This window comes from Methylophilus sp., from assembly GCF_052437885.1.
GTDB lineage: Bacteria > Pseudomonadota > Gammaproteobacteria > Burkholderiales > Methylophilaceae > Methylophilus.
The window spans coordinates 47,614-73,889 of record NZ_JBQVPB010000002.1; the positions used below are offsets into that span (position 1 = coordinate 47,614).

The window sequence follows — 26,276 nt, forward strand, 5'->3', positions numbered from 1 at the left end:
CTATTCGATCAGTCTAAAGTTCTAAAACGTGTTTTGAATGTTTGATCAATCAGGTCACAGTTTATAAAAAGAGTATTCGCTTATCTTTCGTGGCGTTTGACTTAATATTTTTTAAGTGATAATTTATGTTAACAGAAGTTAATTACTCAAGTCTGGTGTTTGAAGAGAACAGCGCTTTAATCAATCGAGATAAGGATGAGGGTGGATACTATGGAAGCAGAAGTTGCATTGACTTTAGTGTCCAGGATGTTATGGATGAGTATGCTGATTATGGCGCCCTTGCTGCTATTAGTCATGATGATAGGCATCCTGGTCAGTATTTTTCAGGTGGTCACCCAAATTCAGGAGATCTCGCTTTCTTTTGTACCCAAGCTTGTTACGGTAGTCGTTGTTTTGCAAGTGTCCGGCCCCTGGATGTTGCGTTCGCTAGTCAATTACGCATCTCAACTTATCAGTTCTATTCCGCAGTATTTGCTGTAATGGTTATGCAGAGTTTGTTAACGTGGGCTGGATTAGTGCTGATTGCTTCCATCAGACTTGGCATGATTTTCATTTCTACACCGCTACTGGGCAATGTGCCGATGCCGCGCACCGCCAAGGTCATACTGGTTTTAGGCTTGTCACTGCTGTTTTTGGATCAGGTTCAACCGACGTCTTACTCCCTCATTGAGCCCGCTAACCTGATAGTACTGATTGTGACTGAATGTCTGGCGGGAGCAATGTTGGCATGTTCTATTTTAATCACCTTTGCGGTATTCCATTTTGCTGGGCGCCTGCTTGATTCTCAGATCGGTTTTGGCCTGGCAGGTTTGGTGGACCTGGCGACCCGCAATAATATGCCGTTGCTGGGAACCGTGTTAAGTATGGCCGCGATCTGGGCAGTGATGGCGCTGGAAGGGCATTGGGCTCTGATGCAGGTGGTACAGTTATCCTATGAAGTGATTCCGCTCGGTGGTTCTGTCTATCAGGTGCATCCGCAGGCCATGCTCGCTTATTTCGGCAGCATTTTTTCTTTTGGCTTTATGGTGGTCGCGCCGATAGTGGCAGCGCTTTTTATTGTGGATCTGGCGATGGCGTTCATGTCACGCACCATGCCGCAGATGAATGTTTTTGTGATGTCGCTGGCGGTGAAAGTCATCGTCGGTTTGCTGATGCTGGCCATGACCTTGCCACATGCCGGCTTTCTGTTCAAGCGTATCTTTGATGCTCTGTTTGATTCTTATGGTCATGTTTTGGGGGTGCATGGTGGCTGAGCAGGATCAGAACCGTAGCGAAGAAGCTACCCCGTTCAAACGTGAGGAGTCACGTAAAAAAGGCTTGGTAGCCAAGAGCCTGGATGTGAACTCGTTTGGCATACTGGCGATCGCCCTGACAGGTTTTTATATATTTGGTGCGCAAATCTACAGCCAGGAGTTGTCGCTATTCACGCGTATCTTGCAGGATATTCCCAATGTGGTATTTGGTGTAGACACTATGGCGACACTACTATCAAGCTACCTGAATGCTTGCATGATGGTATTGGCACCACAGATTGCGCTGCTGGTACTGGTGGCTATCCAGCACTAAGATATAGCCGGTGCCATTGACCGCTCTGACGACCTCAACATCAGGGTAGGCCTGATTGATTTTTTTGCGTAAGCGGCTGATCATGGCCTCAAGGCTGTTGCCTGAATAGCGATACAGACTGCCCAGGGATTCGCTGATCTTGAGTCTGGAGACCGGCTTGCCGTAGTGGCGTTGCAATAAATCCAGCAACTGTGTTTCCGGCACACTTAAACGGATCTCCACATCGTTCGGCGCAATCAGCATCCACTGGCGCACGATCAGTTGCCAGTGCGCAAGTGAACCCCGCTCTTCAGCTGTAAATACACGGCGACAGACTGAGCGCAGCGTGACCAGCAGCTCCTCATGGATAAACGGTTTCTGCAAATAAGCATCCGCCCCTTGCGTGAGGATCGCCAGCTTGGTTTCGATCGTAGATTCCGACGTGATCACGATCACAGGTGTTTGCGGCCTATGCGTGGACAAATAATCAATCACGTCTTTACCATCGCCATCAGGCAGGCCAAGGTCTAGGATCAGGACGATATTATCTGCCGGAGGTTGATTGTCAAACCACTCGATCCCCGACTTGACGGTGCCCTCGCATGACACCTGTACATGGCCGGCTTTGGTGAAAAGGGCACTGACGACGATTTGCATCAACGGGTCATCATCAATGACAAGAATATGGTCTATGTTTGTAGGCAGTGAAAGATTCATGACCCAAGTCCTGTTAAGCTGCTGTTAACGATATCAATCATAACTATGTAATACAGTGTTGCTGCAACATGGTTTTGCTCGTGATTCAGCGTGCATATTGCCTGCTTAAGTTGACTAGCCTGCACGCGTTGCCATCAGTCAAAATTGTTAATATTTAATAAAACAATAATTATCGTAATATACTACCAAACTAAAAATTCAAAATCTTAATGTTTCTGACAGTTTGTAAATTTCAGTGGTTTTTACATTGCGGGAATCTGATGAATGCTGAATTTCGAGTTTGCACCATTCACATTCTTTCCTTGTTCAGCCTGTGGATGGAACAGCTTTCCACAGTCAGCTAAGCGGGTGATCAGGGCTGGATTTTGAGCGTGAGGCAAGCGCTGGTTTGGCGTTGGCCAAAACGTCTATTTTTACCGACGCGCACTCCCTTCAGATGCGATGGTGGCACGCAGCAGGCACAAAAAAAGCCAAGTTAGTCATCACTATCTTGGCTTTGCTTTTATGATTGGTGCGCCCGGCGAGATTCGAACTCACGACCTGGCTTCGGAAACTGAAAATTATGATGTACCTGTACATCAATTGTAGTATGGAAAATTACCTTAAATTTCATTTTTTCAATAGAATCAATAAGATAAATTTGTAATATTGTGACCTTTAACATCCCTTCGTTAAACACGACTTTTTGAAGTTCACAATCGCTGTTTTAACTTGGTTGAAATTTAGGATTTTACGATCTTATTAACTTTGACCATTGGTTAATAATTACTTGACTGAGAAATCCAGTCAAGATATTGTATTTTTAATGGCGTATCAAACGCCAGTTTCGGAATAACGAAATCTTAATTTTTAATTGGGCCCGCACCCAGTCTAAGCACTAAATCTCTTTTTGCTTAGTATGACATCAGTCATATCCATTTGCTTAAACTCAGTTTTAAGTGGGCTCTCTAACTCCGCCCTCAAATTTCCAATTTGCAAAACTCATCAGCAATGCTACTTATAGCCTGCTGTTTTCGCGCCTTTAATTTTTGGCGCTAATCATCCCAGTCGTGCGGGCGATGTGGGATTTTTTTCGTCCAAATTTTGAGGTATTAACATGAAAGAAAGTCCTTATAACAATCGATTAAATTTTTATTATGGCCAGGTTGACTACTTGCAGCAACATTTATCAGCGCCGGCTCGAGCCGATATAGATAAAACAATCGAACTCCTAGGCGACGTGAAGTTTCTACCGATACCGCTGAAGGTGGCTATTGAGGGAATCACTGTTTCAATAGATGCGCTACGTAAAAAAATTAATAATCCTAACCAAATTTTTGATGGTTGCTTACACAGATTCGTCTCATTGCACATTGAACTTTCTGAACAATACCAAAAGAACAATTTCAAAAACTTTATGATTCTTGAGGTCAAACCTAGCGAAAGAATTTGGCAGTTATTTGTAAGGATAGGAAATGCTGCAAACAACTATTCAGACGAGTTAAAAGAATTTTTAGGGGCTTATTTCTTATTACGTTTGGATGGGAATCAAACGGTAAGAAAAGATCTGCCGGCTATTCTGTTCAAGTTTTCAAATGGTGGGAGGGATGCATTAAGAGACTCTGAGTGGATGGCTTTAGAGATTCTGCTTGTTAAAGTTAGAAGAGATTTTTCAGAAAATGTGTCTTCACCTATTTTTGACCAAGAACAAAGTTTCGAAGAGTTGGTGGCGCAAAAACTTAGAAACAAGTTGGAATATGCTGATGATAAAGCCAAGCAAGGAGCGTTAGATTACAAAACGCTTTCCATCCCCGTATTTTGCTCAATGGCTGCAAAGCTCAGATCAGAGTGTGAGGTTGGGAATAACTCTTCAGCTAAAATTTTACTAGCATCATTCATCGGGATTCCGTTCAAGCACATTGATAAATTACCTTTATTGCGTCCTGAATCCGAAGACTGGGGGATTGTATTTGACCCAGTTGAAGGGGTAATTAAATTTGATCTGGATTTGGTTTTACCTAATGGTGCAAAGGGAAATGGGAATGCGTACATCAGAAGCTCAACAATTCTAGTAAAACCTTTGCCCGAGTTTTTAAGAGTTTATCTAAATGCGAAGCTATCACGAAGTATTGAATACCCCCGAAATATCGGAGAGCTTCTTGGCAATGGCATTGATTCAGAATATTCCTATGAAAAGGTTGCCAAATTTATAAACTCCGTTGCTCGGGTAGCTATTCAGTTTTGTGATACTGATCCATATTTGGCAGGTCTAATCGCCAATGACTTTCGTATTCTCCCTAAGTCCAAAGGCTACTACAAACAAACTACTCGAAAAGATCTTTGGAATGCATCAGCTCAATTCTTCCAGCAGATTGGTTGGGGTGATCCTGCTCCACAGGCTAATGGCTTAAATTTTGGGTCGCAGGCTGTAATTTCAGATGATGCAATAAGAAGTTTATTTGAACGTCTTGCAATAGATATTCAAAACAAGCCTTCCAACAACGCAAACATTTCCAGAGTACTTAGTTTTCATAACAAATTTACAACTTATGTCGGTTGCCTCAGTGTCTTTTCGCTAGTTCTGAGAGGGAGTAAAAAGCTACCTATCTATGTTGATGCAGTTTCTCAAGGGCAAAGTTATATCCTTGTAAATGACAAGAATGTTCACGGTAAAGCTTCTTTACAGCCTGTCACGATCAATCGAGTTCTAAGAGATCAGTTTTCATTGTACATATTACATTGCCAATCCCTGTTTAAACGGTTAAAGACACTCAATAACATTGACAGGAATTTTATCAAGGCACTACATGGCATAGTAAGTAATGAACATGTGCCGTTATTGATAACGACAGAACAGCCTTTCGGAATTTCAACAGCCAACTTAATTAAAAATCTAGGTGAGAATTTAGTCGGAAATTTTGGCAGACACTACTGGGAAACTAATTTTTCTCAACATGGAATTACCAGTCGAGAAAGTGCAGCGCACCTTCGTCATCAGTCTGCTTCCAATTTCAATTGGGATCATGGCAGTGATTTGATTTTATCTGATTTGAATGAGCGAATTGGCAAGGCGCAAGTTGATAAGTTAATCTCTCTCGATATTCGAGCAGTAGCGGGTTTGTCCGGGAGATTTATGAAATGATGCAAGTCACCGTCGATCAAACCGCGTCACTGCGATTCCAAACTCTCATCTCGTATGCTCTGAAGAACCTGAGTCCTCAACACTCAAATGCTTATGCCATTGCGCTCATGTGTTTTGATGGCGTTACACCTCAGCATCTGCATGCTGCGCTCCTTGCAAAGCCATATATAACTCCAGAAGGGATATGCATCAGTTGGAGTTCGAATATTGGACGGCTACATCGAGTAATTTTGAGTCCGATGACTTTGAACTTATATATACAAATCAAAGATAAAAACTATAGTACTTTTAATCAGAGCAATTTTGACTCTTTATATCAAGGGCTTTGTGATTCGAAGAGGTCCCTGAAAAACGTTTATGCTTCTGATCAACTAAGTTGGCTTAAAGAGAATACGAATGGGCCATTATTTGCACATATTTCAGACATATTTCCATTGTCTGGGGTTTCATCTACAGCTTATGCCAGGCTAGATACGCGGTTAGCCTTGATTGGTTTTGCATGCTCTGAAGAGGACGTGGAAGCCGACAATGCATTGTCAGAAATGATCGCTGGCTTTTTAGAGCGTAACGAGCGTGTAGATTCAGAAAAGGGCTCTGTTATTGCTGCTTCATTGAAGAAGGCATGCGGATTGCGTGGTAACACAGATGCTGCAAAAAAGCGCCGGATGTTAAAAGAGTGCTTGGGTCTAGCAGTTATTGCTAGAGATTATGGGCCAACGGCTAGCCTTTTAGTTGCTTGGGCAATTTCATTGATTACACATGGTACTAGGGATGTCCTAGCTGCGAAGACCATTTACGATTATGTTTACTCGATATCGACCGAGCTCTATAAATCTTTTAACGGTCTAGATATCTCTTCTTTGGATGCAGCAGCATTTCAATCCATCTATCAAGCAATCAAAAATAGTAAGTTAAGTCAGGGAGGAAGTGAAAATAAAACCTCTACTTCTGCAATGTCCTCTTTTCATTTTTTTCTTGTGTACTGGTTTGATGTACCTGCGTCTGGACGATTAAAAGCTGATAAGAGTACAGAGCATGTGCCTGTTGCAAATGTAATTTGGGCACATGAAGTTGAATTGATCATCACATGGTTAGACCAGGCTACTTGTGACGAACGTTTGGTATCTATTTGGCGAATTGGATTGTTGCTAGGCTCAAGCAAACGGATTCGAATTGGAGAGCTATTTGATCTACGGATTGGAGATATTGAGTTTATTAAGGATACGTTGGTTATTCACGTGAGAGGTCAAAAAACCAAAGCTTCCAAAAGGGACATCGTTGTTGTTGATAGCAAGTTGTACCGTCTCTTTTCAGAATTCTTGGATAGAAGGAAAAAAGAGTTTGCCAATGAAGGAGACTTTATCTTTGGAGACCCATACAAACCAGAAAGATTTTATAAATTTGGAAAGCTGTATTATGGATTTAATACTTTGTTAAAGGCCGTCACTGGAGACCGTTCTGCAAGTTTTCATTGGTTATCCCATTCGGTAATTTCATATGGATTGACTTCATTACTTTCTGAGGGAGGTGAAAAACAGATAAATCCATTTGCACAATTCGCAACGGATTCAGCGCATTTCTCAATTGATACAACTTGTTCTGAGTATATGCACCTTCATCACATTCCAATAAGGCGGATACTAGATCGTGCACTCTCAAAAATAAACCTAACATCCGAAATGGTTAACAAGTGGGTCGGCGTCAGAGCTAACACAATTCGTAAGCACATTAGCAATCATAGATTGTCTCCTCAAACTTACTATTGGGATCTAATGCTGCATTCAAAGGTGAATATAGAGTCATTTTCTAATCAAGGTGACTACATTGAAACCGTGGTACCGCATATCCCTGAATTTCTTAGTGATAAATCAACCCTGGGTTTTGAAAAGGTGTTCCATGTATTAGCTGATATGGTTTCCGATCAGCCTAAAGAGTCAATTCTTCTGAAAAACGGTATCAATCATGAAGAGTTCAAAAGTATTCAAAACGCGTTGAAGTCTAGTCTTCAGAAACATGGGCTGGCAGATGACCTTAAATTGGATGAGCATGAATCTTTAGCAGAGGTGGATTTAAGGGTTTTGAACAGGTATGGTTTTGACTTTGAGTCACCGCAAAATAAGTGTAAGCCACTGTTTAGATACTTTTCGAAATTAAAAGGCCACCATGCAATTGACCATCTAAATGGATGTAAGGCATGGGCAATTCTTAAAGGCAAACTTAAGTCTTCTTACTTGAGCCTTAATGAAAAACTGCATTCCGACCTGTTTTTAAGCTTGTTGAAAACTGCGTTGCTAGATACAACTAAAGTAGCAGTTTTCTACACGCCACATGCCGCTCAACATCGCTTGCATCTCAGGGTTGGTGAAAAATTCATAACCTACTTTGGGCGCCGACCTTGCTTTTATGAAGTGAAAGAGCATAAAGGGCGACCAGATATTTACATGGCATTGTCTGATGTTCAGGTAAAGCCAGATGCAGCTCCTTATGGAAGTGCTACTAGTATGGCTGGATTCAATGCGATCTTCTTGTCAGCTTTAGTATGGATTGGATGTGTCTCATGCAATCTGTAGAGTTATTCACTTTCCCAATATATTCTATGGGATCAGAGTTTTCTGAAAAGAATTTAATTCGCCGTGCTAATCAAACTGTTAATGAGCTCAAGGTCAAAATTCCATGTTTAAATCAAAAGTTTTTTCTAATAACATTTGATTTTAAGCTCTCCAATGGTGCTCTTGGCTTAGTATTAAATGCAGTAGATGTTCAAGGTAGTCTTTATATGAATAACTTAGCTCCAACATTGACCGAGTTTCAGCGACGCGTTATTCAAGAAATGAAAGAAATTTCTATGCGCTCCAACTCATTGGTGCTCAAAGAAATTGCAGGTCAAGTCTTTGAAGGGTCCCCCAGAACAACTTCTACAGCAGAAGATGCTGGGTTAGCCAATCTTAGAAAACACCAAGGTAAATTAGATCAGTTTGAGTATGATGAGCAGAGGCAGCTGGATATAGTTCCTTATGCAATGCGTGACAAACTAGATGAGAGGGTCAGAGAGATTAAATGTGTGATTAGAAAAAAACTACGTTTTCATGCTGTGATTGATCAAGTCAGAGATTCCTTTGAGATCAAGCCATTTCAAGCGAAACAGTCTTTCAATTTGAATCTGGAACACTTTCTAAAAGATGATAAATTTCATGAACACATAGGGCCATACATGCGACAGGCTTCAATCATAAAGCTTAAAGTTAAAGCTAATCTTGATCCAAGTACAAATGTAGTAAAAAACTATTTTTTGGTTTCATATTAATATGCATCCTGAAGGTTATATCGGCGGACTCATAATCCGTTGGTGCTGTGTTCGACTCACAGAGGGGCCACCAATAGAATCAAGGGCTTAGGTTAATTCCTAAGCCCTTTTCTTATTGTGCTCATTTTAATGGAAAGTTCAACCGAGTAATAATTTCGCAATTGAATTTAGTAAAGAATTCCTTGGTAAGAGCTCTAGGAAAAGAGGCGCACGATGCATTGCCTCGGCTATATCTGAGTACAAGGTATTGGCTTATTGAGAAAAATTTTACTGGGCGTTCTTAGATTTCGGTCAAGAGTCCTGCTATTCAAAAGATGCAAATGATGGCGATGAATAAAGCATGCAGTTAGTTGTAATGACTCAATAAAAACCAGCAACTGATTTAAGACATCGCTGCATGCTCTAGTTTTGCAGCCATCCATACCTCTTTCGCAGCATCTGCATTCATCACTGCAATTCCAATACCTACCACTAGGTCAGGCCAGCCTGACAACCAATTAATTGTTGCTATGCCAGCAGTTATGATTGCAATGTTAGCAAAAGCATCATTTCTGGCTGATAAGAATGCCGCTCGGGTTAAGCTGCTACTATGGAATCGATACTTTGCTAACAAAAATGCACAAGCAAGGTTGGTAACTAATGCGCCGAACCCAGTCAACGAGAGAAGCCATGGATCAGGGGCAGTAGGAAGGTTGAATTTTTGCCAGGCTGTCCATAATAGACTGAGTGCTGGTACTAGGATAATCAATGCAAGTATCTTACCTAGTTTTGCTCGCGCTCTTAAGGACCAGCCAAGAGCTAGCGCGATTAGCAGATTAACAGAAGCATCTTCGAGAAAATCGATACTGTCTGCAAATAGCGAAACTGATCCGATCTCCTTCGCCACGCCGAACTCTACAAAAAAATAAGTCAGGTTTGCAATAGCAACCAATATGACTGCTGTCCTTAGATTTTTTTCTTCAATCAAATGTAGGTGATTTTTATTGTTCATAGCGAAATCCTGTGTTTGTTATTGAACCATGTTAGCGAATATCAGTTTTGGTATCTAAATTTGATTGCAGTACCGTGCAAATTTCTTCGAGCAGCTCAGGTTTTGCATGTTGCTTGCTCCAGTAAATGCCAATTGGCCAGCTAATGGCCGGTGAACCCAACGGAACATATCGTACTTCACTATCATCCCAGTTAACTACTGTGCCGGGTATGATTGCTAAACCTAATCCCTGCTTAACCATGATTCTCAGTGATTCAAAATTAAGTGCTCTGAAATCATCTTCGTGTGCTTGGTGACTTAAAGAAAAAGACGTATCAAATTGATTCAGAAGCTCTCTGAAATGCGATTGGTCTTCTATTAAAAACAAGAGTTGTTGATTTGCCAGGTCGCTTAACTGCAGGTTGGTAGATGATGCATAAGCATGATCAATTGGTACCGCTACATAAAATGGATCATCAAATAATTTAACCCCTTCGAGCAAGGGATGCATCTCTGGAAATGGCAGCAAAGCGAAATCAATCTCCTGCCGGGTCAGCAAATCAACTAGCGCATCCACGTCGTCTTCCAAGTACTGAATCTTTAGTTGTTCGAACTGCTGCTTCAGTATGGCTACATACTGCAATGGGATGAAGTTGCCAAGGGACGGAAAACTGCCAAATTTCAGCTTTGATGGTTCAATCCGATTCGAATTGTGTGCGATTTGAACAATCAGGTTGGAGTTCTCTACCACACGTTTTGCAGCATCAATAATTCGTTGACCAATCGGAGTCACGCGTACGAAATGTGTGCTTCTTTCAAAGATTTCCACATCAAGAAAATTTTCAAGTTTTCTTATCTGGTTACTAAGCGTTGGCTGCGTGGTCGCGCAATAATCCGCGGCTTTGGTAAAATTTTTGTATTCAGATACTGCAAGTAAGTATTTTAAATCCCGTAAATTCATATCTCTGAGCCCTATTGAGGAAATGTGTCAGATGGAATCCACTTAACCATCTCTATCTTTTCAACGCAAACGCCTGTCAAAAGTGGCTCGACCATTAAGGAGGAAGCTCTGGTCGAGCAGGAGGCTCAGGGAATGGCCTTGGGATAATGGGAGGATAAGGTTGCGGAGGACATGAAACAAATGCCAGTAAATGCTGGAAAGCTACAATTTGATTTTGTGATTTAGACTTCAAGATACTTGTCCCAATTATTTTGAGAACAGGACAAGTTGTATAGATGTGTCTACACCCCCTATCCTGGGTCAGTGTAGACATCATTAGCACTAGGCGGTTAGGGAGGTTGCAGTTGCCAGCTCCCTTGGAGGAATGTCATCTCCAATTGGATTTCATCATAAACATGCTCTTATGCATCGTCAATGTCGAGAAGGTGCAATTTCACTCAACGTAAGCTTAGCGTAAGAAATGTAGTTCCATTGTTTGTCTGAATAAACCCATTCAAACAAACAATTTCATCTTCATCAAAAAACTGCGTAAATTTCATTTCACAGTTTCTGTCTTTTTTAAAAGGAGTCAATGATGAAGTTAATTTCCGCAGTTTTGTTATTATCATTTTCTATCGCCGGTGTTGCTGCAGACGCAGCTTCGTCTACCGATTTGAGCGCCGTCGAGAATATGTTGCATACCAAGTTTGATGCGAGCCAGTCCAGCACACAAACGGTTCCATCTAACAGGAAGACCAACGAGAATTCATTTATCGAACAGGTGATTGAAAATACTCTTGAACCCAAACACCAGATGGCATCTGGTCAAGACCGGCATAGCTAATTGATAACACATCAAGGGTTAGAATAAGCTAGAGACAGCTTAATCAGTTGATTAATTCATACCGCAATAACCATCTTCGATAAGTTTGATGGTTATTGTTGTTTGTTTTCAGGCTTTGGTTTTCTTGTTATATTCAACGTTTAATCTACGGTAAAAACTATGTGGAAATCTGTAATTGCAATTAGCCTTGGCGCATCGATGGGTGCTTTGCTCCGTTGGCAATTAGGGCTTAAGTTTAATAGTGTGTTTTCGGCGTTACCGTTAGGAACACTGTCTGCCAATTTAGTCGGTGCTTATATTATTGGTGTTGCCATAGCCTATTTTTCCCAGATACCACAAATTTCGCCTGAAGCACGTTTATTGATCATTACTGGATTTTGTGGTGGATTAACTACCTTTTCTACCTTCTCTGCTGAGGTGTTTACCCAATTGCAAAATAGCCAGATACTCTGGGCATTCAGAACCATGCTGGTGCATGTCGTTGGGTCAGTGCTACTGACTTTTCTGGGATTTGTTTCTTTTCAGTTATCACGTATTTAACGGAGCTATTATGCAAGGTTTTCAAATCACTTTTTTTACCCGCCTGGATCACAAACATGGCAATGACATGTTGAGTGAATGGTTGATGTTAGCTGCTAGAGACTTGGGCATCCATGGTGCAACCATTTTCGCTGCAAGCGAGGGATTTGGGCGGGATAAAAAAATCCATGCCGGACACTTTTTCGAGCTGGGTGACCAACCTCAAGAGATTGTCGTAACGGCCAGCGAAGAACAGACAGCAAAACTGTTTAGCTTACTGAAAGCAGAACAAGTCGATATTTCTTATATTAAAACTCCCGTTGAATTCGGTACCACTAGCGAATATTAATGGGTTGCAAAGTTTAAGCTTTGTCACATTTAACATCGGAAACTATCCCTCAGTCGCTTGAAAAATCTTCTGATTATTTATTCAGCCGCCAATGTCAAAATGGCGGCTTTTGTTTTTATCGCTTTGAACATCTTGAAGAACCAAATCTTGCAGATACTTTTTTGCCGTCTCATCTCTGGTTCTCCTCGAATTGCCCATCCAGCGCAGAGATGCCTTGATAAAATTTTTGAATAGCTTTGCGAAGACAGTAACCCTCTACGTTTATTTTATTATTTGGAGGCAATGCGGCTACTTGAATTGCCTGTGACCTACGCAAGATGTGCTGAATAATATCCTCGCTTGCCAATCCTCGAGAGGAGGCTTTTCGAGAGCGCCTGCTGCACTGCCAAACATTTATTGCACTTATCTAGCTATACACATGCTCTTTAGAATTAACGCATTCGCACGGGGGAACAGCAACATTTAACAGGGGTTGTTTCAAGGTATCAACCCTGTAAGGTATATGAAAGTTTTATGACAATATAATCCGGCTATAAAAATTTAATATCCGGGGTTGATTTTCATGAAGTTAACATTCCGGCCAATGTGGGCCATATTAATGCTGTGCCCAGTGTTTTCCCAGGGTGCTCCGATCAGTCCGGCAGTTTCGGATACACCAATAAATTTTTTCCAGTCTGAAGCTCCTTTCCGCTATGACTTCGGAGAAGGTCAACATCGTTCTTTTATACAGTTTTACGGCGTTATCGATCTCACACGGGCGCGTACTAATCACACCTTGCCCGCCAATTATCAGTTATCAAATAATTTTTATCCTTATGCAGGCACGCGTGTCACCAATGGCGCTAGTACGCACACGCAATGGGTTAATGGCGGGCTGCAAGATTCACGTTTTGGATTACGGGGTGAGATAGGCCTTTTCAACATTTATCAAATCCCTTTCAAATTATTGTATGTTCTTGAAGGGGGATTCAATCCTATTGATGGGTCGCTTAACAATGCAGCACAAACTCTGGCTGATAATTCAGGCACAAATACCAATCATAATGTGAGTGCCGACAATTCATTGAATGGCGACTTGTTTGCGCGTCAGGCGTGGGCGGGCGTACAAGCTGGTAAATATGGAAGACTTTCTTACGGCAATCAATATAATTTATTTTTTGATATTTTTGCGGCCTATGACCCGAATAACAAGGCGGATACTTTTTCTCCGTTTGGTGAAAGTGGAGCCGTGGGCGGAGGCGGGGGTATTTCTGAAAATGCACGCATGCCGCATGCACTGAAATATACCAACACGCTTTCCTTATTTGAGAGTACTACTCTCCACACTGGGATTATGTACCAGCTTGGCAATGCAGAGAGTACGGCGCATGGCGAAGGTATGGCTGCACAACTCGGTTTAGAGAATAGCCGGTTTGGTGTTCAGTTTTCATGTAATAAATTTAGCGATGCGATCCGTGCTGCCTCTGCTGGGCCTGGCAATCCGTTAGCAAATAATACTATTACGGGTGCTCTGTTTAATACAGAAGCGACTTTGTTAACACTACGCTGGTTTCCTCGGACAGATTTGCGTCTATCAGGGGGGTGGGAGTGGTATCAATTGAGGCCATCCACAGATTCGACATTACGTTACTCCCAACTTTTTGATCAAACTGTGTTCGGCGGAAGCATTAGCTCAGGCTTGGATAGAGGCTTCAAACAAAACATCAATGTTTACTTTGCAGGCGCCCGTTACGAATTTGCTGATCGCTTTCCCCGTTTGAGTGGGCTATCGGCTTCTATTGGTTATTACGATACTCGTTTTGATTCTATCCAGGGACCAGCAGTCTCTACAAACTCTCAAGGGGAAATACAAACCTACACCAGCATTCTGGATTATGTATTGAATCGCCGTTTTGATATTTATCTTGCATACACTAATAATCATTTCAGCGGTGACCGTTTCCCTGCGGCTAATTTCTACAGCGACGTTTCAACTTTGGGGGCTGGTTTACGTTTGCGCTTTTAAATTAAATTCTAGAACACATTTGATTGAATATCTGTGAGCAAAAATGTAAAGCAGCGCATTGCTTAAGCATTTATTCTAAAATCTGTCATTGCATTATTTCTATATTTGTGGAAATATATAAACTAAGTTCGGATATGTCTTGATTGCTGTCTTTTGAGATTGCAATCAAGAAAGGGAAAGCTTGTTTGGTAATGATTACAAAACCGAATTGACTGTCCTTAATAATTCGGTGAGATCAATAGGTTTGGCCAAGTGCGCTTCAAAGCCTGCTGCAAGCGCCTGCTTCACGTCTTCTGGACGGCTAAACCCCGTCAAAGTGATGACCGGCAAGGCTGGTTGGATATTTTTAATCGCCTTCAAAAGTTGATAACCATCCATTTCAGGCATGGCAATATCCGAAATGATCAAATCAAAGTGATGCAGTTGAATTTTATCCAGTGCAATTTTTCCGGATTCTGCAAGTTCATAATCTACATCGTATGCGGATAACAGCTCACCAAATGCTGATAAAAACTGCTTATCATCGTCAACAATTAATATTTTCTTTCCAGCTAATGAATCCTCTAACGAATCTAAATCAGGCACCACATCAGAATTGCTGATGCCCATGCTGGATACTAAAGGAAGCTGAAGCGTAAATTGTGATCCTTTACCCAAACCTTCAGAACTCGCAGAGATATTGCCGCCGTGACTTTCCACCAGCTCTTTAACCAGCGCTAAACCGATACCTAACCCGCCATGGACACGGGTGGTACCTCTCTCGGCCTGGTTAAACATTTGAAAAATAAACGGTAAATAGGGCTTTTCAATCCCTTTACCCGAATCTGTGATGGTCAAAATATAGCAATGTTCATCTTTTTCCAACTGGACGTGCACGCTGCCGCCAGCCCCGGTGAATTTGATCGCATTGGATAGTAAATTCCAAATGATCTGTTCAAATCGAGTCACGTCTGCGTAGTAGGGCAGTGTGGACAGCTTGATTGTTTGTGTCAGATTTAAATTTTTACCGATAATATCTTCTTTAAAAGCGGCTATCACCTGATCTAAAATCGGGATTAAATCGACTTGTTTTTTATCAAGATGCAATTTACCTGTTTGCACGCGTGAAAGATCCAGTAAATCATTAATCAGTGTTGCTTGACTTAATGCAGCGCTACGAATGCTGTCTGCAGCGCTAAGGACTTTTGGCAAGTCACGCACTTCTGGAACGCGTTTCAGCATCTCAGCGTTCATGTTAATAAGATTGAGCGGTTGTTTTAACTCATGAGAAAGTACGGCGAAAAACTCGTCACGCATTTTCGCCGCAATTTCCATTTTCCGTCGGGTATCACATTCCTGCTCAAACAATGTTTGTCGGCGGGATTCCTCATCTTTAAGCCACGTCAAATCCCGCGCAATTTTGGCAAAGCCATAGGTGGAATCTTCCAGTATTGTTGTCACACCGCTACAGAAAAACTTGCTGCCATCTTTTCGTAAATGCCAACGCTCATCTTCTGCGGCGCCATCAGAGAGTGCTTTTTTCATTTCCTCTTCAGGAATACCTTTTTTCTGATCTTCCTGCGTAAATAAGAAGTGCGTTGACTTGCCTAAGACTTCGGACTCTTCATAGCCAAATAAGCGTTGCGCGCCACAGTTCCAACTGGTGATTCTTCCAGAAACATCAAAAGTGAATATGGCGTAATCTTTTGTACTCGCAGCGATCAGCCTCATGCGCTGCTCTTCTTCAACTAACCTTTTTTTCGTATTGTGCAAACTCGTAATATCAATAAAAGTCAGCACAAGGCCATCAATACGGTCCTCATTGGTACGGTAAGGGATCAGACGCGCAATAAACCATCGATCGTCGTCACTGACTACTTCCCGCTCGATCACGCGCAGTGACTCAAAAACGCTGGCAGCATCCGCTTGCAGCGATTCATACTGTAACTTGTGCGTGATATCCAATAATGGTCTACCAATATCAGTAGAAATCAAATTGAAAATTTCAGCGGCATGGGGCGTGTAGCGCTTGATGCGCATAGCCCGGTCAACAAAAATGGTAGAGATTGCTGTGGCTGCAATGAAGTTTTGCAAATCGTCATTACTTTTTCCCGTCTCATCGACCTTAACTTTAAGCTCATGATTCACGGTAATGAGCTCTTCATTAATGGACTGCAATTCTTCCTTGCTGATCTCAAGTTCTTCGGAAGTGGAACGTAACTCTTCGTTCATCGCCTGTAACTCCTCATTAGAAGCTTTAAGCTCTTCAGAGGAGGTTTCATATTGTTCAATCGTCTGTTGCAATTGCTCCTTGGTCATGGCCAACTCACCTTCAAGTTGGCCCACTATATTGGAAGGGGCAGAATTTGGCAGAGATTGAGTGACTAAGTCCAATTCAATTTCATTGAATAAAATAAGGTAGAGATTGTTTGCCGAATTTTGCGGTTCAATTGAGCGAATGATCAATCCGATATGTACATCCTTGCCGTTTCTAGAGAAACGAACCGCTCGTGTTTCTATACTAGTGCCATGCTGGGTCACTTGAAAAAGTGCTGTTCTTAATTCAATCCGAAGCTCAGGGATAATCAAGGTCAGCAGATTACGCGAAGGTTCGCCGCCCACATACCGCAAATATTGACCCGCACGATCTGATGAGAAAACGATATTGCCTTCTTTATCGACCAACACACTTGGCGGTGAATATTCTTCAACCACCCTGCGGTGAAGCTCTGCATAGCCGATGGATGGTTTCACTTCTTGTTGTAATGTTTTGGCTTGAATCAGAGAAGGGAGTCCACTGCGTTTCGGCAATGCCGAAGAGTAGTTTTGCGGGGTGATAAGTGCGCGGTAAATACGATTTTTCTTATCAACGGCCACAAAATATTTGGAAGAGAGCTCCGCTGATTCAGAGTTACCTAAAAAGAGGTAGCCACCAGGTAATAAGGCAAAATGAAACATCTCAAAAATGTGTTGCTGCACATCACGGTTTAAGTAAATTAGCAGATTGCGACATGTAATCAGATGCACACGGGAAAATGGCGGATCACGCAAAATGTTATGCCCGGCAAAAAGAACCTTCTCCCGAATCTCCTTTTTAACTTGATAGTGACTATCCTTTTTTACGAAAAAACTTTTTAGGCGGGTTGGGGCAATATCAGTAACAATCGAGTCTGGATATAACCCTCTGCGTCCGACTGAAATCGCACGGTCATCAATATCGGTGGCAAATACTTGCATATCCACCATTGAAGATTGCTGGTCACGGTGTTCCGCCATCAACATCGCGATCGAATAGGCTTCCTCTCCCGTGGCACAGCCTGCGCTCCAGGCGCGGATCTGGGTGCCTGGGTCCGCTTCAGAAAAAATTCTCGGGATGATTTCCCTCTCCAGCGCGTCGAAACAATCTCGATCTCGAAAGAAATTAGTCACGCTAATGAGCAAGTCCTGCAGGAGTTGCGGCGTTTCTTCTTCGTGCTCTTCGAGAAACTCCAAGTAAGCATTTAAATGGCTTACGCAATTTACTTGCATCCGGCGTTCTATACGCCTTAATACAGTAGCTCTCTTGTAATGCGAAAAATCATGGCCGGTGCGTACTCTCAGTAATTCCATGATTGAATTGATAATGTCATCGCTGCCATCGGTGGTCGTGGCTTTTTTAGTCAAGTGCACGCCATCAATGACTGGTAATTCAATTTTGGCGATGTTTTCTTTTAACTCGATGAGCTTTTGCGGGATATCTTGTAACGGTAGAACAAAATCAACGATGCCTGTTTCCACTGCGCTTCCTGGCATACCGTTATACTCGGCTTCACGGGGATCCTGGACGATAGTTACGCCACCATTTTCTTTTATCCTCGCAATGCCAACAGCGCCATCTGAACCTGTGCCGGTTAATATCATGCCGATGGCATTTTCCATATGGGCTTCCGCCAATGTCCGGAAGAAAAGATCAATCGCAGTATGTTTGCCAACCGGGCGGGTCAAATCACGCACGATTAACATGCCATCGGTCATCAACAAGTCTTTTGAAGGGGGAATAACGTAGATACTATTTTTTTCAATCTTGATGGGTTCAACAACCTGCTGGACGGGGATTTTGGTCGCATTCTGCAGTAATTTTGGGAAATTACTTTCATGCTTGGGAGAGAGGTGCAACACGATAACAAAGGCCATTCCATTGTTAGCGGGCAGGTTGGTAAATAAATCCAGTAAGGCTTTTAATCCCCCAGCCGACGCACCAATGCCCACTATCGGAAAATGCAGGTTACTTTTTTCAACCATATTAGAATTATTGTTGATCATCTAAAGGGATCTATTCATTTAAAATCCTAATTTGCGAGATTAAGAGTGCACCATCGAACAAAGCAATTCTAAATTTTGCTTCGATTCAGTTATTCGACTAATACTAATGCTGGAATTTGAAATTCGTATAGAAATCAAATTATTGATTATATTCAATAATTTATTGTAACTAAGAGAGTTTTAGAATTCAAGGCATACATATTGAAATAAATTAACAATTAGAACAATTAGTAAATTGTATAGTTCGAGATGTTTTTTAATGTGCCAAACATTCATCGGCTAAAAGAGTTTCAAATTGAGAGAGCATTCTAAAACGTAATCTCCCCACAACTGGGATTATTTTTCCATAGGCTTCACTGCATATTTTCTCGATTTCAACAAAAGAGTATTTGGAAGATTTCCTGTTTCATTCAAGCTTTTTACTAAAAAGACAAATTAGTTACTTAATGATCACCGATTGTTTTTTTATTATTGTCATAGCATGGGTAATGAGTTTGCACATGAGTGTTACACGAGCAATTGCTGAGACAAGATCTTTATAGTTTAATTTTAGAGCGGGCTACCATTTCCGGTCAGTTCACTAGCTCTCAGCCTGTCACTTCTAGAAATCACCTACTCGCAGAATTAAATCCTGCTCACACTCGCACGTCTTGAGTCATAGCCAAGCAATCAGGGGCTGGTCCGACGGTAATCCTAGTTGAGATCATTGGCCGGTGTGTTGATTTGGCGGGAAAGTTGAAATTTTCCAAACGGAAGTAACTTAGCGTCTGGATAAGATTCGATGGTAAGGTGGGCAGTTCAAGATGAGAGACTTGAAGTTAACGCTTTGGGTCTTTTTTGTTTTAAGGTATCTATCTTTTGAACATTGTCATTACGTTAGGTGGATAACCATATGAAGATTGCCACTTACAACATTAATGGGATCAATAATCGTATTGAGAGATTATTAGAGTGGTTAAGCGAAACAGAGCCTGATGCAGTGTGCCTGCAGGAGCTCAAATCAGAAACAAACAAGTTTCCTATCAAAGCGATTGAAAAAGCGGGTTATGGTGCTCTGTGGGAAGGGCAAAAAGCGTGGAATGGTGTAGCTATTCTTAGTAGAGATTGCGAGCCTCTTTTGATACGCCGCAGCTTACCTGGAGACTCATCTGATACACAAGCAAGGTATATTGAAGCAGCTGTTAATGGATTGATTTTGGCCAGCATATACTTGCCGAATGGAAATCCTCAACCAGGCCCAAAATTTGACTATAAACTAGCTTGGTTTCAGCGGTTGAACGTTCATGCAAAAGAGCTATTAGATACCGGTTTGCCAGTAGTTCTCGCTGGGGACTATAACGTTGTTCCGACCGATGCGGATATATATAAAACTACCTCTTGGGATCAAGACGCCTTATTGCAACCTGAAAGTCGTGAAGCATTTGCCAACTTGATAAAACAAGGTTGGACTGATGCTTTGAGTGATTGTCATCCCCATGAAAATATTTATACTTATTGGGACTACAAACGAAATCGCTGGTCTCGCAATGCCGGATTGAGAATAGACCATGTATTACTCAGTCCACCCTTGGCTTCAACAATTCAAGATGCTAATGTCGATAAAGAGTATAGGGGCAGAGAAGGAGCCAGCGATCATGCTCCAACATGGGTGGAATTAGAATGGGAGCCTAGCTAAATTGTGTAGCAATGATGTACCCATTACTCATGCTCAATCAACTTGGGTTGAAGAGAAGGTCTGATGTGACTTACCAGTCCTTGTCGATATCAGTTTCTTCGGTATCAACTGAAACCGTGATGTCTGGATTCAAGCTACTTTCGATATGGTTACGGTTTTCAAGCGTTTCTTTTTGCGTCATCACAATCTCCAATTCAATTTAGTATCACAGTTGAGTGATTTTGAGCAGCTTGAATTGAAGATCCTAAAACTAACCTTCACATCTTTATTTCAGGCCGTTGAAAGATCACTCAAACATTAATCGGAGTAGAAACGGTGGCCTCGAAAGAACCACCGACGTGTCCAATAACAATTGAGCAAGGCCTCGGAAAACCTATAATTCTTGTTTGGACGATTCAAGAATAGTATAAGAATGCATTATTAATCATCAGACATTTGCTTTGTTAAATGTAGGAGCCAACTTACGAAGGGATGGAAGCGTTCATATCAGGTTCCAAACTCAAAGGGGAGCTTAAGAACTTTATTTGGATAAGACATTTTTTTGATCCAATAGATATACATAGCCGACCACCGATATTCGAAAGCCATAGTGAAGAACTAATAAACCCACAGAGGTACTTGCTGGTATTCCAGAAGCACCTATTAATTGCAGCAATAAAATAATATTTATACCAAGTGATATCAGAAGAATATGCAAAGCTATTTTGCGCCTTTGAATTAAAAATACTCCTCCAACCAAATTCATAGTTATTAATAGGATTGCCATAAATCCCATCGGCAATGGCATGTTATTCCAATACTGTTCTTGATCAGAGGTCAGGTATAGGAGGCCACTTACGCGTAAGATATGCCCTAGCAGATTCGCTACAGCCAAGGAAATTGTGTAAACAGCAATTATCCATAATCCCACTAATAAGCCTATTTGATCCCTTCCTCTATTTCTACTCATAAATCTTTCCCAAAATCTTGACCGTATGCCACATAACTTTTAACTGTGCCTTACAAAACTTACCAAAAGGATAAATTCTACTGCTGCTATAAGATTTGTAAAGAAAAAGGCCCAAAAAATCTTGAGCCTGTTATCAAGTGTGAGTGCTAATGCACTTCTCTCCCACCACTACCGTGAATCTTACCTTGACCGCTCGCACTATATAAGGCGCCATCCGGATTTCTTGGACTTTCGTCATAATGTTGTTTGTCCACCAATTTTGCTGACATTTTCTCAGCTAAGGAGGGCACCAAGTTTTGTATGGCAGTATTGATTTTGGACATCGCACCTACCTTAATATGATGGGTGATACTTGTTGCCGCTTCAATGATGGCGCTAGCAACTTCTGTCGGATCAATTTGCGGAGTAGGTAGCTTCGGCTCTTTATCCATATAGTTCTTAGCATGCTCAGGATATGGCGTATTTACGGCAGTTGGTTGAATTAGCGTAATTGAGATGGGAGCTTGATCAACTTCTTGAATTTCCACTCTAAGCGAATCTGTAAATCCTTTTACAGCATGCTTCGACGCTGAATAAATGCCCTGTAATGGAGCTACTGCTTCAGATACTTCACTACCCACATTAATCAATGTACCTTCGCTTAGAAGCAAGTGAGGAAGTGCAGTAAGAGAACCATTCACTGTTCCCCAAAAATTAATGTCAAACAGTCGGCGGTTATCCTGATCACTTACTTCATCTAGTCGTCCGTAAATTGACAAGCCAGCATTATTTACCCAGGTATCAATTCTTCCAAATGTATCGATTGCAACTTGTGCAACTCTTTCAACATCTTCTCGCTTGCTTACGTCTGCTACAACTGATATTGCTTGTGAACCGGTGTCATTGATTGCCTCAACAACTGTATTAAGAGTTTCCTCGCTCCGAGCAACTAAAACTAATTTAGCGCCTTGTTCTGCAGCGGTATATGCGGTTGCGAGTCCAATGCCGCTAGAGGCACCGGTGATGACAATGACTTGCTTTTCGATTGGTTTGATATTTTTTTTCATGATTAAGTCCTCTATAGTTTATGTTCACTAAACGCTGTAGTCACCCGTGTAGTTGCTAAGTACCGAACCACTACTCTAAGAGGGAAATCAATTTACCTTTATCAGGGGTTTGCTGAATACTCCGTAAGATTTCAAATTCATGTCTATAAACATGATTTCAATGGCATTGTGGAAACTCCCATTTACTAATTAGTACATAAATGTACATCCCATCATCCCAACCGCAATGATCATTGCCAATGTACATCCCCAACCAGTAGTTATTAAGATATTGCTCACTTTGAGATCACCCACAATCTTTTTGTTATGAGCCATGAACATCATCAAAACCATAATTGGAATTGCCAACACTCCGTTGATCACAGCACTCCAGTAAAGTGCTTTGATTGGACTAATTGGGGCCATGCAAAGCCCAATACCAACTAAGACTGAAACTCCAATAACTGCATAGAAACGTTTGGCTTTCCCTGGGGCTAACTCTAGGCTGCAATCCCAATCAAACGCACCTGACATTGCGTAAGCTGCTGATCCTGCCAATACCGGAATCGCAAGTAAACCTGTACCAATAATCCCTACACTGAAAAGTAAAAATGCAAACTCACCGGCTATGGGCTTCAGCGCTTTTGCGGCATCAGCTGACGTTTCGATATTAGTAATTCCGCTAGTGTGCAACGTAATAGCAGCAGTCAAAATAATGCAAAATGCGACTAGATTTGAGAATCCCATACCAATCATAGTATCAAGTTTGATTCTGCCCATATTTCTTGCTGTTTGTTCGGGAGCTTTGATTAATGGTTTTTCTGCAGTGTTTTGTTGAATTTCTTCCACCTCTTGGGATGCTTGCCAGAAGAAGAGATATGGACTGATTGTGGTTCCAAAAATAGCAACAAGGGTCGTGATGTAGTTTTTGTCCCAATGAATATCTGGAGCAAAAATATTTTGCATCAGATTGTTGGTTGGAAGCTTTACTAAGAAAAGGGTAGCGACATAAGCCAAAAGCGCTAACGTCAACCATTTGAGGACACGAACATATTTTTTGTACGGAATGAATATCTGGAGAAGCAAAGAGAGCAAACCGAAAAAAATGGCATATATCAGTTCACTACCACCAAATAGCAGTTTAAGTGCATCACCCATTGCTGCAAGATCTGCCCCAATATTGATTACGTTGGCAATCAGCAGTAGTGAAACCATTAAGTATAAGATTGAACGAGGATAATGCTGTCGCATATTTCCTGCTAAGCCTTTACCACTCGCTCGCCCAATAATTGCACTAATCATCTGAATAGCGACCATCAAAGGGTAAGTAAAGATAATTGACCAAAGCATACTAGTGCCAAATTGAGCACCAGCTTGTGAATATGTGGCTATTCCGCTGGGATCGTCATCAGCTGCGCCAGTAATAAGTCCTGGCCCAAGTTTCTTGAGAAATGATTTAAACATTTACTGTGTTAAGGAGTTACTGAGTAATTTATTAGTCCAGGCAAATACATTATGAACTTTGCCTTTTGACATCTTGAAGCGAACGTCGTAGAGGAATTTTTCTGGATATTCGATGGGTGGTACAGTTTGATTAGAATTGCTTCTGTAGATTGCATGAATGTAATGCGTCTCTGGGATAGGTTTTAATTGATCATTTGTTTGTGGTGGAAGTTGCTCATCCGCTAGTGGTTCATTGGTCGCATCTAGGAAATTGTAGTGTCCTTCATGGATTTCACCATGACTGGATACAACACCTGCTAAGAGGATTGCAACCAGTGATATACCCATTATTGCTAATGCTGCTGCAACAATAGCCCCAGTAGAAACGCTCACAGAAATCAAAGTAGTTAAAGTTTCTCTTTTTAAAAGCTGCATTATTTACCCCCCTGATCCTAGAAGCTGATTAGGAGCCATAATGCTTTCTTGAATAGGGTCTACCTATCCATCTCTATCTGAATGTTCCGTAAGAATTCACGCACACGTCCAAATGCCTCGCACATGATTTATTGTGGATGTTAAAAAAGCCACTGGGGTTCAGCAGCTTTTCTATAGTCAGATTTTCCAATCTTTCATCTCAGATTGTTAGTCGTCTTTATTTACTCGGATATCAATCCTTTTCGCCTCTTCAAGATGCTTCCGTAATACGGGTAAAGTCTCAGAAGCGAATTTTTTTATATCGAGATCATCTGCATCTTCTGCAGCATCTTCAAACAGCTTTATTGCCTGCTCATGAGCTGAAACTCCAATATGGGACGCGTAGCTTTTGTCAAACTTTACGCCGTCTCTACTCTCCAAATATTTAAGCTTGGCCTGCTGCATTAAACTGGGCTCTTTCGGCAATTCCACCATTCTTCTTGTGGCTAAATCTTTAAGCTTAAAAGCAGCTTGGGAATGATCTTCAGTCATCATCTTCGCAAAGCGTAAGATATCTGCATCCTTTGATTTCTTTAGTGCAAACTTGCTACCTTCAACTTCAAACGTTCCTGCCTCAGCAGCACTCTTCAGGAAACGCTTGTCTGACATAGAAACTCCATCAGCTTTGGCCACATTTACAAATAGAGCACCTAAGACAACGGAGCAACAAATTAAACGGTTCAAGCGAGTCATCTTTTTCTCCTTTATTATCAAAAATGAAAGTACAAACCAATAACTAGTTATATTCACCACAAAATTATCAACTAGGTGTAAGAACCACCTTCCGGCAATCCTGTTCCTTGTTATTGAAAATCTCATATCCCTGAGGTGCATCCTCTAATCTCATACGGTGGGTAATAATATCTGCTGGCCTCAATTTATCCTCTTCGATGAAATTCAATAATTCAGGAAGGTAAGTTTGCACATGTGTTTGACCCATTTTGAACGTTATACCTTTGTCAAAGGCATCTCCTAAGAGAAATCCATGAATGAATCCTGAATACACCCCTGGTACGCTAATGACACCACCGCGCCGTGTCGCAGCAATGCATTGTCGTAACACTTCCCCACTACTAGTTTCAAGTTTCAAAGTAGTTAAAGTAGTTTCGATAGCACTTCCTTTGGCTTCAAAACCAACCGCATCAATGGAGGCATCTACACCCCGGTTCTGGGTATGTTGAAGAATGAGCTCTGCAGGGTCATCGATATCATCAAAATTAATGCTGATTGTTCCATAAACTTGGTTAGCGAAATCCAGGCGATATTGATGATGATCAATCATAAAGATCTGTTCTGCACCTAACATACGTGCACATGCCGCAGCCATGAGGCCTACCGGTCCTGCACCAAAAATAGCAACGCTTGATCCAGGTTTTACATCTGCATTTAAGATAGCTTGATATCCTGTAGGTAAAATATCCGTAAGAAACAATACTTGTTCATCTGCAAGTGAGCCCGGCACCTTGAATGGCCCTACATTGCCTTTGGGCACTCTCACTAACTCAGCCTGGCCACCTGGTACGCCACCATACATATGACTGTATCCAAACAAAGCGGCAGGAGGTTTTGCACTTTTCTTGTTAAGCGCACCTCCTCGGTCCGGGTTAGTCGTTTCACAAGCCGCATACAAATTCTTTTCGCAAAAGAAGCAGTGCCCACATGCAATGACAAAAGGGATAATTACGCGATCGCCTTTCTTAACATTGGTCACCGACGGACCTGTATCTTCAACAACACCCATGAACTCATGTCCGAGAATGTCTCCATCTTTCATAGTCGGTATTTTGCCTCTATATAGATGTAAATCTGAGCCACAAATGGCAGTGGCAGTAACACGAAGGATCACATCGTCTGAGTCTTGAATGATTGGATCTGGAACAGTTTCTACTCGAACATCTTTACTGCCATGGTATGTCAGTGCGCGCATATTAAATCCTCTAAAAAGTCGTACGTGAAAGTAACTTTCAATATCTGAATGGAATAGCGAAAATCCTGCTGAATATAGAGATGTTAGAACCTTCACACAGCGTCAGATACAAATTACAAAAAAAGGATGTGCTAACTGCACATCCTTAAAACACCATACCGAGGTAACATCGGTGGGTGTCATCATGA

Annotated in this window: 20 protein-coding genes and 1 riboswitch; of the genes, 10 read left to right on the top strand and 10 right to left on the bottom strand. The window is 41.7% G+C overall.

What is annotated here, in order from left to right; all coding sequences use genetic code 11:
* Window positions 1-125 precede the first annotated feature (125 nt).
* The gene (locus ACT6RZ_RS02050) at window positions 126-1,253 is read left to right on the top strand and encodes a flagellar biosynthetic protein FliR (protein WP_444700526.1); all 1,128 of its coding nucleotides are present in this window, start codon (window positions 126-128) and stop codon (window positions 1,251-1,253) included.
* Window positions 1,246-1,566 (top strand): EscU/YscU/HrcU family type III secretion system export apparatus switch protein, encoded by a 321-nt coding sequence (locus ACT6RZ_RS02055; RefSeq protein WP_444700527.1) that lies wholly within the window; start codon window positions 1,246-1,248, stop codon window positions 1,564-1,566. Before ACT6RZ_RS02050 ends, ACT6RZ_RS02055 begins: the two co-directional genes overlap by 8 nt.
* Here ACT6RZ_RS02055 and ACT6RZ_RS02060 read toward each other — a convergent pair.
* Entirely contained in the window at window positions 1,489-2,262 is a 774-nt protein-coding gene (locus ACT6RZ_RS02060; protein ID WP_444700528.1) for a response regulator transcription factor, read from the bottom strand. The two genes, ACT6RZ_RS02055 and ACT6RZ_RS02060, sit on opposite strands and share 78 nt — an antisense overlap.
* Window positions 2,263-3,358: 1,096 nt before the next feature.
* Between ACT6RZ_RS02060 and ACT6RZ_RS02065 the strand changes: the two genes are divergently transcribed.
* From ACT6RZ_RS02065 to ACT6RZ_RS02075, 3 genes are read left to right on the top strand one after another with little or no spacing between them, the layout of a single operon-like run.
* Window positions 3,359-5,383 carry a hypothetical protein gene (locus ACT6RZ_RS02065; RefSeq protein WP_444700529.1) on the top strand — a complete coding sequence of 675 codons (2,025 nt, stop codon included), beginning with the start codon at window positions 3,359-3,361 and terminating at the stop codon, window positions 5,381-5,383.
* On the top strand, window positions 5,380-7,953 hold the full coding sequence (locus tag ACT6RZ_RS02070; RefSeq protein ID WP_444700530.1) for a hypothetical protein: 2,574 nt from the start codon (window positions 5,380-5,382) through the stop codon (window positions 7,951-7,953). Before ACT6RZ_RS02065 ends, ACT6RZ_RS02070 begins: the two co-directional genes overlap by 4 nt.
* The gene (locus tag ACT6RZ_RS02075; RefSeq protein WP_444700531.1) at window positions 7,941-8,687 is read left to right on the top strand and encodes a hypothetical protein; all 747 of its coding nucleotides are present in this window, start codon (window positions 7,941-7,943) and stop codon (window positions 8,685-8,687) included. Before ACT6RZ_RS02070 ends, ACT6RZ_RS02075 begins: the two co-directional genes overlap by 13 nt.
* 382 nt (window positions 8,688-9,069) lie before the next feature.
* On the opposite strand, the gene ACT6RZ_RS02080 is transcribed toward ACT6RZ_RS02075, so the two are convergent.
* On the bottom strand, window positions 9,070-9,678 hold the full coding sequence (locus ACT6RZ_RS02080) for a cation transporter (RefSeq protein ID WP_444700532.1): 609 nt from the start codon (window positions 9,676-9,678) through the stop codon (window positions 9,070-9,072).
* 31 nt (window positions 9,679-9,709) lie between these two features.
* The gene (locus ACT6RZ_RS02085; RefSeq protein ID WP_444700533.1) at window positions 9,710-10,618 is read right to left on the bottom strand and encodes a LysR family transcriptional regulator; all 909 of its coding nucleotides are present in this window, start codon (window positions 10,616-10,618) and stop codon (window positions 9,710-9,712) included.
* Window positions 10,619-10,917: 299 nt separating this feature from the next.
* Window positions 10,918-11,002: riboswitch (Fluoride riboswitch) on the bottom strand.
* A gap of 190 nt (window positions 11,003-11,192) precedes the next feature.
* Between ACT6RZ_RS02085 and ACT6RZ_RS02090 the strand changes: the two genes are divergently transcribed.
* From ACT6RZ_RS02090 to ACT6RZ_RS02105, 4 genes are all read left to right on the top strand, one after another.
* Window positions 11,193-11,441: a hypothetical protein gene (locus ACT6RZ_RS02090; protein ID WP_444700534.1), complete on the top strand. Its 249-nt coding sequence runs from the start codon at window positions 11,193-11,195 to the stop codon at window positions 11,439-11,441.
* 159 nt (window positions 11,442-11,600) lie between these two features.
* The gene (gene crcB / locus ACT6RZ_RS02095; RefSeq protein ID WP_444700535.1) at window positions 11,601-11,981 is read left to right on the top strand and encodes a fluoride efflux transporter CrcB; all 381 of its coding nucleotides are present in this window, start codon (window positions 11,601-11,603) and stop codon (window positions 11,979-11,981) included.
* A gap of 10 nt (window positions 11,982-11,991) precedes the next feature.
* Entirely contained in the window at window positions 11,992-12,309 is a 318-nt protein-coding gene (locus tag ACT6RZ_RS02100) for a DUF190 domain-containing protein (RefSeq protein WP_444700536.1), read from the top strand.
* A gap of 562 nt (window positions 12,310-12,871) precedes the next feature.
* Complete coding sequence (locus tag ACT6RZ_RS02105) at window positions 12,872-14,314, top strand: porin (protein ID WP_444700537.1); 1,443 nt, start codon at window positions 12,872-12,874, stop codon at window positions 14,312-14,314.
* A 195-nt stretch (window positions 14,315-14,509) separates the two neighbouring features.
* On the opposite strand, the gene ACT6RZ_RS02110 is transcribed toward ACT6RZ_RS02105, so the two are convergent.
* Window positions 14,510-18,595, bottom strand: coding sequence for a chemotaxis protein CheB (locus tag ACT6RZ_RS02110; protein ID WP_444700538.1), 4,086 nt, complete (start codon window positions 18,593-18,595; stop codon window positions 14,510-14,512).
* A gap of 892 nt (window positions 18,596-19,487) precedes the next feature.
* Here ACT6RZ_RS02110 and xth point away from each other — a divergent pair.
* The gene (gene xth, locus ACT6RZ_RS02115; RefSeq protein ID WP_444700539.1) at window positions 19,488-20,270 is read left to right on the top strand and encodes an exodeoxyribonuclease III; all 783 of its coding nucleotides are present in this window, start codon (window positions 19,488-19,490) and stop codon (window positions 20,268-20,270) included.
* 520 nt (window positions 20,271-20,790) lie between these two features.
* Here the strand turns inward: xth and ACT6RZ_RS02120 are convergent.
* From ACT6RZ_RS02120 to ACT6RZ_RS02145, 6 genes are all read right to left on the bottom strand, one after another.
* On the bottom strand, window positions 20,791-21,219 hold the full coding sequence (locus tag ACT6RZ_RS02120) for a hypothetical protein (RefSeq protein ID WP_444700540.1): 429 nt from the start codon (window positions 21,217-21,219) through the stop codon (window positions 20,791-20,793).
* A 146-nt stretch (window positions 21,220-21,365) separates the two neighbouring features.
* Window positions 21,366-22,265, bottom strand: coding sequence for an SDR family oxidoreductase (locus ACT6RZ_RS02125; protein ID WP_444700541.1), 900 nt, complete (start codon window positions 22,263-22,265; stop codon window positions 21,366-21,368).
* A 189-nt stretch (window positions 22,266-22,454) separates the two neighbouring features.
* Window positions 22,455-23,708, bottom strand: coding sequence for an NRAMP family divalent metal transporter (locus tag ACT6RZ_RS02130; protein ID WP_444700542.1), 1,254 nt, complete (start codon window positions 23,706-23,708; stop codon window positions 22,455-22,457).
* Window positions 23,709-24,122, bottom strand: a complete 414-nt coding sequence (locus ACT6RZ_RS02135; RefSeq protein ID WP_444700543.1) for a hypothetical protein — start codon at window positions 24,120-24,122, stop codon at window positions 23,709-23,711.
* A gap of 207 nt (window positions 24,123-24,329) precedes the next feature.
* On the bottom strand, window positions 24,330-24,854 hold the full coding sequence (locus ACT6RZ_RS02140; protein WP_444700544.1) for a DUF4142 domain-containing protein: 525 nt from the start codon (window positions 24,852-24,854) through the stop codon (window positions 24,330-24,332).
* Window positions 24,855-24,921: 67 nt separating this feature from the next.
* Window positions 24,922-26,088 (bottom strand): zinc-dependent alcohol dehydrogenase, encoded by a 1,167-nt coding sequence (locus tag ACT6RZ_RS02145; protein WP_444700545.1) that lies wholly within the window; start codon window positions 26,086-26,088, stop codon window positions 24,922-24,924.
* Window positions 26,089-26,276 lie beyond the last annotated feature (188 nt).

Excerpts from the sequence above, each read along its gene's own strand:
- ACT6RZ_RS02080 (WP_444700532.1), bottom strand. The coding sequence starts at position 9,678 with ATGAACAATAAAAATCACCTACATTTGATTGAAGAAAAAAATCTAAGG.
- ACT6RZ_RS02130 (WP_444700542.1), bottom strand. The coding sequence starts at position 23,708 with ATGTTTAAATCATTTCTCAAGAAACTTGGGCCAGGACTTATTACTGGC.
- ACT6RZ_RS02100 (WP_444700536.1), top strand. The coding sequence starts at position 11,992 with ATGCAAGGTTTTCAAATCACTTTTTTTACCCGCCTGGATCACAAACAT.
- ACT6RZ_RS02145 (WP_444700545.1), bottom strand. The coding sequence starts at position 26,088 with ATGCGCGCACTGACATACCATGGCAGTAAAGATGTTCGAGTAGAAACT.
- ACT6RZ_RS02105 (WP_444700537.1), top strand. The coding sequence starts at position 12,872 with ATGAAGTTAACATTCCGGCCAATGTGGGCCATATTAATGCTGTGCCCA.
- ACT6RZ_RS02125 (WP_444700541.1), bottom strand. The coding sequence starts at position 22,265 with ATGAAAAAAAATATCAAACCAATCGAAAAGCAAGTCATTGTCATCACC.
- ACT6RZ_RS02110 (WP_444700538.1), bottom strand. The coding sequence starts at position 18,595 with ATGATCAACAATAATTCTAATATGGTTGAAAAAAGTAACCTGCATTTT.
- crcB (WP_444700535.1), top strand. The coding sequence starts at position 11,601 with ATGTGGAAATCTGTAATTGCAATTAGCCTTGGCGCATCGATGGGTGCT.
- ACT6RZ_RS02050 (WP_444700526.1), top strand. The coding sequence starts at position 126 with ATGTTAACAGAAGTTAATTACTCAAGTCTGGTGTTTGAAGAGAACAGC.
- ACT6RZ_RS02135 (WP_444700543.1), bottom strand. The coding sequence starts at position 24,122 with ATGCAGCTTTTAAAAAGAGAAACTTTAACTACTTTGATTTCTGTGAGC.
- ACT6RZ_RS02085 (WP_444700533.1), bottom strand. The coding sequence starts at position 10,618 with ATGAATTTACGGGATTTAAAATACTTACTTGCAGTATCTGAATACAAA.
- xth (WP_444700539.1), top strand. The coding sequence starts at position 19,488 with ATGAAGATTGCCACTTACAACATTAATGGGATCAATAATCGTATTGAG.
- ACT6RZ_RS02120 (WP_444700540.1), bottom strand. The coding sequence starts at position 21,219 with ATGAGTAGAAATAGAGGAAGGGATCAAATAGGCTTATTAGTGGGATTA.
- ACT6RZ_RS02065 (WP_444700529.1), top strand. The coding sequence starts at position 3,359 with ATGAAAGAAAGTCCTTATAACAATCGATTAAATTTTTATTATGGCCAG.
- ACT6RZ_RS02070 (WP_444700530.1), top strand. The coding sequence starts at position 5,380 with ATGATGCAAGTCACCGTCGATCAAACCGCGTCACTGCGATTCCAAACT.
- ACT6RZ_RS02090 (WP_444700534.1), top strand. The coding sequence starts at position 11,193 with ATGAAGTTAATTTCCGCAGTTTTGTTATTATCATTTTCTATCGCCGGT.
- ACT6RZ_RS02140 (WP_444700544.1), bottom strand. The coding sequence starts at position 24,854 with ATGACTCGCTTGAACCGTTTAATTTGTTGCTCCGTTGTCTTAGGTGCT.
- ACT6RZ_RS02060 (WP_444700528.1), bottom strand. The coding sequence starts at position 2,262 with ATGAATCTTTCACTGCCTACAAACATAGACCATATTCTTGTCATTGAT.
- ACT6RZ_RS02075 (WP_444700531.1), top strand. The coding sequence starts at position 7,941 with ATGCAATCTGTAGAGTTATTCACTTTCCCAATATATTCTATGGGATCA.